1 protein-coding gene is annotated in these 541 nt (G+C 63.0%); it reads left to right on the forward strand.

Annotated elements, in window-relative coordinates; translation table 11 throughout:
• Positions 1–502, forward strand: a 502-nt coding sequence (locus tag NKH13_RS35565; protein ID WP_352917502.1) for an NAD(P)-dependent oxidoreductase, incomplete at its 5' end; no start/stop codon positions are given.
• Positions 503–541 lie beyond the last annotated feature (39 nt).

Raw genomic sequence — 541 nt, forward strand, 5'->3', positions numbered from 1 at the left:
TCCGACGCTCGAGAAGTCCCGCGCGGAAGCGCTGGGATTGACTTACACGGGTTCGCTCGAGGAGCTCGCAGCCGCGTCGGAGATCTTCGTCGTAGGCATTCCACCTCTCAAATCGTCGCTGCGCGCGATCGGCGAAAAAGTCTTCAACGCTCTACCGATCGGTGGCCTCTTCATACTCGTGAGCCGCATGGCCGTGGTCGACGAAGCGGCGCTGTGGGATGCGGTTACCAACCGTGGCCTCAAGGCCGCGATCGACGTCTTTGGCGCCGAACCGGTGCCCCCGGACGCACCATTCCGCTTCCATCCCAACGTGCTGCCGACGCCGCACATTGCTGGAGAACCGTTCTACCAGCATGAGCGCTGTTTCTACGATGCTTGCGTTGACTGCCTTGCCGCGATCGAGGGACAGCCGCGACGCTTCGAAGCCACGCGGATTGATGCGATCAAGTATATGGGGGTGGACGGCACGACGCCGAAGCCGCGGAATGCATCTGCGTCCTGAATGCACGGCCGATAGCCCGTAGTTCGGGGCCGGGAGGCG

Source organism: Mesorhizobium sp. M1348, from assembly GCF_040317925.1.
In the GTDB taxonomy this organism is placed as follows: Bacteria; Pseudomonadota; Alphaproteobacteria; order Rhizobiales; family Rhizobiaceae; genus Mesorhizobium.